At 59.0% G+C, this 5,995-nt stretch carries 7 protein-coding genes and 1 tRNA gene; 5 read left to right on the top strand and 3 right to left on the bottom strand.

What is annotated here, in order from left to right; translation table 11 throughout:
* Both K2Q04_RS21790 and K2Q04_RS21795 read left to right on the top strand, forming a co-directional pair.
* A partial coding sequence (locus K2Q04_RS21790) for a HAMP domain-containing sensor histidine kinase (protein WP_291167680.1) occupies window positions 1-749 on the top strand: 749 nt, incomplete at its 5' end.
* Complete coding sequence (locus K2Q04_RS21795; RefSeq protein ID WP_291167683.1) at window positions 739-1,272, top strand: response regulator transcription factor; 534 nt, start codon at window positions 739-741, stop codon at window positions 1,270-1,272. The genes K2Q04_RS21790 and K2Q04_RS21795, both read left to right, overlap by 11 nt.
* Window positions 1,273-1,309: 37 nt before the next feature.
* Here the strand turns inward: K2Q04_RS21795 and K2Q04_RS21800 are convergent, their stop codons facing one another.
* Together K2Q04_RS21800 and K2Q04_RS21805 are read right to left on the bottom strand one after the other, a co-directional pair.
* Window positions 1,310-2,389 carry a DUF2806 domain-containing protein gene (locus tag K2Q04_RS21800; RefSeq protein ID WP_291167686.1) on the bottom strand — a complete coding sequence of 360 codons (1,080 nt, stop codon included), beginning with the start codon at window positions 2,387-2,389 and terminating at the stop codon, window positions 1,310-1,312.
* A gap of 280 nt (window positions 2,390-2,669) precedes the next feature.
* Window positions 2,670-2,746, bottom strand: a tRNA-His gene (locus K2Q04_RS21805).
* Between the two features lie 302 nt (window positions 2,747-3,048).
* Between K2Q04_RS21805 and K2Q04_RS21810 the strand changes: the two genes are divergently transcribed.
* From K2Q04_RS21810 to K2Q04_RS21820, 3 genes are all read left to right on the top strand, one after another.
* Complete coding sequence (locus tag K2Q04_RS21810; RefSeq protein WP_143117849.1) at window positions 3,049-3,243, top strand: hypothetical protein; 195 nt, start codon at window positions 3,049-3,051, stop codon at window positions 3,241-3,243.
* Between the two features lie 189 nt (window positions 3,244-3,432).
* Window positions 3,433-4,656, top strand: coding sequence for a HAMP domain-containing sensor histidine kinase (locus K2Q04_RS21815; RefSeq protein WP_291167694.1), 1,224 nt, complete (start codon window positions 3,433-3,435; stop codon window positions 4,654-4,656).
* Between the two features lie 300 nt (window positions 4,657-4,956).
* Window positions 4,957-5,481 (top strand): hypothetical protein, encoded by a 525-nt coding sequence (locus tag K2Q04_RS21820; protein ID WP_291167703.1) that lies wholly within the window; start codon window positions 4,957-4,959, stop codon window positions 5,479-5,481.
* Between the two features lie 24 nt (window positions 5,482-5,505).
* Here K2Q04_RS21820 and K2Q04_RS21825 read toward each other — a convergent pair.
* The coding region (locus K2Q04_RS21825; RefSeq protein ID WP_291167708.1) for a glycerol-3-phosphate dehydrogenase C-terminal domain-containing protein at window positions 5,506-5,995 on the bottom strand (490 nt) is incomplete at its 5' end.

The following is a 5,995-nucleotide window of genomic DNA, read 5'->3' on the forward strand; positions in this document are numbered from 1 at the left end:
GGGAGCGCGATGCGCGGCTCGCGGCCCTAAAGCAGCACGCTGTCGAGGAAGATCACATCGTTCGGATGGGCCTTCTCGCCTCGGGCGCGGCGCACGAACTCGGTACGCCGCTCTCATCGCTCTCGGTCATTCTCGGGGACTGGCGGCGCGTGCCGGCGATCGCATCGAGCCCCGAGTTGCTGGAAGAGGTCGAGGAAATGCAGGCGGCGGTGAAGCGCTGCAAATCGATCCTGACCGGCGTTTTGTTATCGGCGGGCGAAGCCCGCGGAGAAGCGCCGCGTGTGACGACGGTCAATACCTTCGTCAACGAGCTCGTGGAAGAATGGCGCGCCGCGCGGTCGCCGACATCGCTCGATTATACCAACGCTTTCGGTGCGGATCTTCCGATCGTGTCGGACTCGACGCTGAAGCAGGTCGTCTTCAACGTGATCGACAACGCTTACGATTCATCTCCCGCATGGATCGGCGTCTTCGTCGAACGCATTGGGGATTCGCTCGCTATTCGCGTTTCGGATCGTGGGCCAGGCTTTGCGCCGCAGATGCTCGCTCAGTTCGGCAAGCCCTATCAATCAAGCAAGGGACGTCCGGGCGGCGGCCTCGGGCTGTTCCTCGTGGTGAATGTGGTACGCAAGCTCGGGGGTAGCGTCTCGGCAGCCAATCGCCCCCAAGAACATGGAGGCGGCGCCACCGTGACGTTGAAGCTGCCGCTTGCTGCCTTGGCCCTGGGAGCGCGATCGCATGGAAACTAATCGCACGCTCGTGATCGTCGAAGACGATGCCGCTTTCGCGAACACGTTGAAGCGATCATTCGAGCGTCGCGAATACGTCGTTGACGTCGCATCGGGGCGCGAGGCCCTGGAGTCGATCTTGGATGTGCGGACGCCGGGCTACGCGGTCGTCGATCTGAAGTTAAACGGGGAATCCGGGCTCGCGTGCGTCGAGGCTTTGCACGCACACGATCCGTCGACGGTGATCGTCGTGCTGACGGGATTTGCGAGCATCGCGACGGCGGTCGAGGCGATCAAGCTCGGCGCGCGGCATTACCTCGTTAAGCCGTCGAGTTCGGACGATATCGAGGAAGCGTTCGGCAGGGCCGAGGGCGACAGCGGCATCGCGCTGACCGAGCGGCCGACGTCGATCAAGACGCTCGAATGGGAGCACATTCACCAGACGCTGGTGGATACCGGTTTCAATATCTCCGAAGCCGCGCGACGGCTCGGGATGCATCGCCGGACGCTGGCGCGGAAGTTGGAGAAGCGGCAGGTTAAGTGAGGGGGTGGGTCGGAATTATCAATAAACATGACCCAGCCTATTGATCCGATTTCCATATTGTTTCTCCGTTTGACCAACTCAGCGTGTCTCCGGACTTTACCAAGTCACAAACAAAAATTTCCTTGATGTTCTGTGCTCGCCCTTCGTTTGCAACGATCCTCAGATAGTCGCTATCGCCTTTGCAAGAAGCCAATGACAGAATCTCGCGACCAATTCGCGTAAGCGGGTACGATGCAAACGCTAGACGTTCAGGGTTCTCGTTCTTCGGTACGAAAAGCAAACACTTGTCGTAATTTGTGAGGATGAAGATGTGCTGGGCCTGATTGGTTTGGCGTCTGCCGATATAAGTTTGAATCGTGCCGTGTAACGCCCCCACGGAATTTAGAATCTTCAGGTCTTGGAGGAATAGAAGTTCATCAATCGTAAGTCGGTCATCTGTAATGAAGTCTGACGCGCTCGCGCTCACAAATGCGTTGTTGAGGACGAAAGGCCCAAGCCTCTCAATTAGCTCGGCGTCTTTGCGGGACATACGGCTGAGAAGGTCTAGCGTGTGGATGCTAAACTGACCGGCGCTTTTCGTTTCTTCCTTGAGAACCTTCGCCCAAAGTTGCTGCATATCCTGGTTAGATACGTCCTGGGCTCGGTTTCGCCACTGAGCCATCCAATCGTCGTCTATTGGCTTATTTTCTTTGGTCGCATCCCCCTCTTCCGAGGACTGCTCAATGGCTTGGATGCCAATCTGTAGAAGGTTCAATTGTCTTTCTACTTCGACGAGGTTCTGGACGTTGATGCCCGAAGCCTGCAGATATCCTAGTAAATCTTCCTTGGTCTGAGCCAATTCATGGTCTGCCTGCTCAGCCTCACTTCTAAATATCTCAATGAGCTTGAAGTCTTCGGTTACTGCTTTTCTCCCTTCCCGTATTTCCCGTATTTCTGCCTTTAATTGGATGATCCCTCTGGCGCGAATTCGAAGGGCTTTCATTTCGGCTTTGGAGCCGCTGACTTTTGCCCAGTTTGAAATCAAGGGACTGCCGACCGCACCGATGCAATTCGCGACGACATCCACTACTTTGATGAGGAGGTTTTCGAGCGGTAAAGTGTTGGGTAATAACGGCATCAGGGCGCCTCGCTATTTGTCGAAGCCGCCGGGGATCTTTTCGACGCATTGTCGGCCATCTGAACCTCCGTAAAAGGATAGTTGTAGCCCTCCGAAAGATATCTGATTCCGGAGCTTTCGTTGTCCGATTTTTCCTGATGGTTGTGCAGCGGTCGAATGCCCGCGACGCTAGGCTACTGACTGCCTTTAGCGGGAAGATCCTTATCTTCAGGCGATTTTTGCAAATTGTTCGACGGCCGGTCGTTGGAACCGAATCATATCGAGTGATGCCGGATGGAAATGGTACCGCCTCCCAGATTTGAACCGGGGACCTCTAGATCCACAATCTAGCGCTCTAACCAACTGAGCTAAGGCGGCATGCCAAATGGCCTGGGATGATTTTAGGGCGATCGGGCGGGGCGTTGCACGTGCAAAACACCGCGTCGTCGCGCTTTAATGAATCCCGGCTACAGCGCGATCCCGATGGGAGCGCACGCCGCGTGTTTCCAACACAGCGGGAGCCAGGGGTCAAGGGCGACTTATGGCTCTCGCCTTAAGTATACCAGTTTTTGGGTGCCCTTACGGATCGTAGCGGCAACGCGAGGAACCCAGGCGGTCCCGTTGCGTTCGTACGCCAACTGGTTCATTACGACGCTGTTTCCGGGGGGATGCAGAACATCATGACGCTTTGCCCTTATAGTTCCGACGAGCTCAAGGACCTCCATCGCCTGCTCAAGAGCATCATCGAAGAGGCTCACGAGCGGTCACTCAACATTCCCGACGACGACATCATCGAGATGGTGTTCGATCTGGCCGACCACGGCGAGCGCGATCCGGAGAAACTGCGCGCAGCGGTCCTCGACAAGGCTGCTTGAGTCGCGGCCTGAACCAAGTTCTACCCGAGATTGTAGTCAGATGCGTTTGGGTGGGCCGCGCTCGCAAGCAGCCCCCTCTCGCCGCCGATGACAGTGGAAAATCACGCGTTTGCCGTCCTGGCCGCCCGCAAATCACGTAGATGATCGTGGTGCGTTGCGCATGAGCCTTTTGAACGGGCGATTTTCCCTATGGCGGTCTCCGCTAAACCCGCAATGCCGGTCCAGCGTGATGAACTTGCGCCGCTCGATGCCGCGCCTGCAACGCAGGCCGTAATTACGATCGACCCGGAGGCGGCCGAGATTCTCGGTGCGACGCCATCAGGGGCGGCCGCGCTCGGTCTTTTTCCCTACGCGTCGTTTCCCATCGCGCTCGATCCCGCGACGCCCGCCGTCGCGAAGCTGCGGCAGATCGCGCCCCAGGTCGCGCTTCAGGGCGATTACCGCAAAGGGGATGTCGAAACGCTCGTATTCTGGAACAGCGGCCTTCTGAAACGCTTGAAATGCCGGGTCACGAGGCAGGGCAAGAAGGGCTCGAAAGTTCTGCTCCTTCACGTTGTCGACGAAGCCGAGGCGCCGGATCCCGAGCAGAAAATTCCGGGGGTTGCATCCTCCGGCAGTCGCAATCTGGCTCCGCTGTATGCGGCCGTAACCGCGGAAATCGATGCGTTGCGAGCGGCAGAAGCGGCAGCGGTGGAGGCAGCGCCTCAGCCGCTCATCGTGATGGATGCCGATCATCTCGCGAAGCTCGCGCATGAACTCAAAACACCGCTGACCGCCATCGCCGCGGCTTCCGAGATCATGCGCGACGAACGGCTCGGCGAGATGAAGAACGAGCGATATCTGAGTTATGCGGCGGATATCCACGAAAGCGCGACGCATGCGCTCGACGTCATAACGTCGTTGCTTTTGAACCGGGACCGGTCGTCGAGCATGCCGGTCGCGCGGCTCATCGCGCTCGATCTCAATGCGCTCGTCGAACGGACGGTGTCGAGCGTGCAGGCGCTCGCGCAATCGTGCGGATTGACCCTCGACTTCAAGAGCGATGGAAGCCGCCCGCACGTCGTCGCCAATCCGACAGCGCTTCGCCAGATCCTGCTGAACCTGTTGACGAACGCGATCAAGTTCACGCCGCGCGGCGGCGACGTTCGCGTGGAGACGGGCCATATCGGCGACGGGCGTGTTTTCCTCGTCGTCAGCGACACCGGCCGCGGCATGAACGGAACGCGTTCGGCTGCCTATAAGGCTTCGGCCGCAGAGTTGCAGCCTCCCTGGGCGGCCAGCACGGGCATCGGCCTGCCACTCGTCGCGCGTCTCGTTCGCGAGATGGGCGCCGAGTTCGAGATCGAAAGTATTCCCGAAGGCGGAACTGCCGCACTGATCGTTTTCGGCGACTTCTCGCGCCGGATGGAGTAGTCGGCCCGGCTATTGAACGCACCTGCCTAGCCAGTTGAAAATTATAAAAATTCTAATGTAAGCGCCGCCGCTTACAAATGGTTGACCGGGCCATCTTCCTCGCGCTAGCTCAAGGTGAGGCATCATCGCGATGCCCGCGCCATCGTTGGCGCTAACCGATACCGGGGCCTTGAACCCTGATTATTGGAGTCGAAATGACAATTGCTCTGTGGGCGCTCGATAGCGCCATCAAATCCCACGCCGCTTGCTGCTCCAGCTCTTGCGCATCGTTAGCGCACTTCTCTGCGGAGATTTGCAACAATGGCTAATTCGGCATCGAACACCCCCGTTCAACATGTGCGGCGCTCGGCCAAGGTCGTGCCGCTTCCCGCGCGCGCGCCGGAACGGCTCGTCGGCGTCGGCTTCCGCTGCTGGCTTGCTGGTCTTTCGACCGGCGACATCAAGTGCTGGGAAGATGCGTGGAACACGTTCTCGGGCATGCTCGGCCCGGAGAATGCCAAGACGTTGCTTCTCGATCTTTCGAAGTTCGTGCGCGCGGTCAAAGCCAGCGCTCAGCGCGACATAGAAATCTCGCCGGCCGGCTGCCGCAGTTTCTGCCGCGACGAGTGTCTCGCGATCTCGATTATCGCTGCCTGTCAGCATAACGAGCGGCAGGCTTTAACGGCGTCAGTCGCGGCACTGATCGGCACCGAGGACATTGGCGACACCCTGAATGGTGCGCTGGCGCTCGCTGCTGCTCTTCGTAGCGCCAATCAGCTGCTTTGCGCGGAATCGGTATGCCCCGCGACGTGTGCGCTTCGCGCCCAACGCCGCCGCCTGATGTAAGCGCGCCTCGCCAGCTGGCGGGGATCAAGATTTGTCGAGACAGGCTTGGATGCGATCGGCGATGCGCGCGCTGTCGCCTTTGAGGTGCAGGCCTGTCTTCGTTCGCCGCCAGAGAACGTCGGTTGCGGTCTCAGCCCATTCATCCGATTTCAGATAGGCGACTTCGCGCTTGGTGAGGCCGCAGCCGAAGTCTTCGCCAAGGTCCTTTTCGGACGTGGCGTCAGCGATGATCTTCGAAGTTCGCGTGCCGTACCGCCGGGCAAGCCTGCGAAGGAAGGCCTGCTCGAAGCCTCGGTTCGCGCGCGCGAAGTCTTTGAACCAAAGATCGAAGGTTTGGCCGCCAAGATCGCCGCCCGGCAGCGACGTCTCTCGTGTCCGGCCCGGCTGCATTTGCGGAAAATACGGGTGCAGTAATTTCAGCGCCGCTTCTGCGAGCTTGCGATAGGTGGTGATCTTGCCGCCGATCACGTGAAGCAGGGGCGGCTGATCATTCACGCTGAGCTCGAGCCGGTAA

The organism is Hyphomicrobium sp. (assembly GCF_019753045.1).
Lineage (GTDB): Bacteria > Pseudomonadota > Alphaproteobacteria > Rhizobiales > Hyphomicrobiaceae > Hyphomicrobium_B.

Excerpts from the sequence above, each read along its gene's own strand:
- K2Q04_RS21795 (WP_291167683.1), top strand. The coding sequence starts at position 739 with ATGGAAACTAATCGCACGCTCGTGATCGTCGAAGACGATGCCGCTTTC.
- K2Q04_RS21800 (WP_291167686.1), bottom strand. The coding sequence starts at position 2,389 with ATGCCGTTATTACCCAACACTTTACCGCTCGAAAACCTCCTCATCAAA.
- K2Q04_RS21810 (WP_143117849.1), top strand. The coding sequence starts at position 3,049 with ATGACGCTTTGCCCTTATAGTTCCGACGAGCTCAAGGACCTCCATCGC.
- K2Q04_RS21815 (WP_291167694.1), top strand. The coding sequence starts at position 3,433 with ATGGCGGTCTCCGCTAAACCCGCAATGCCGGTCCAGCGTGATGAACTT.
- K2Q04_RS21820 (WP_291167703.1), top strand. The coding sequence starts at position 4,957 with ATGGCTAATTCGGCATCGAACACCCCCGTTCAACATGTGCGGCGCTCG.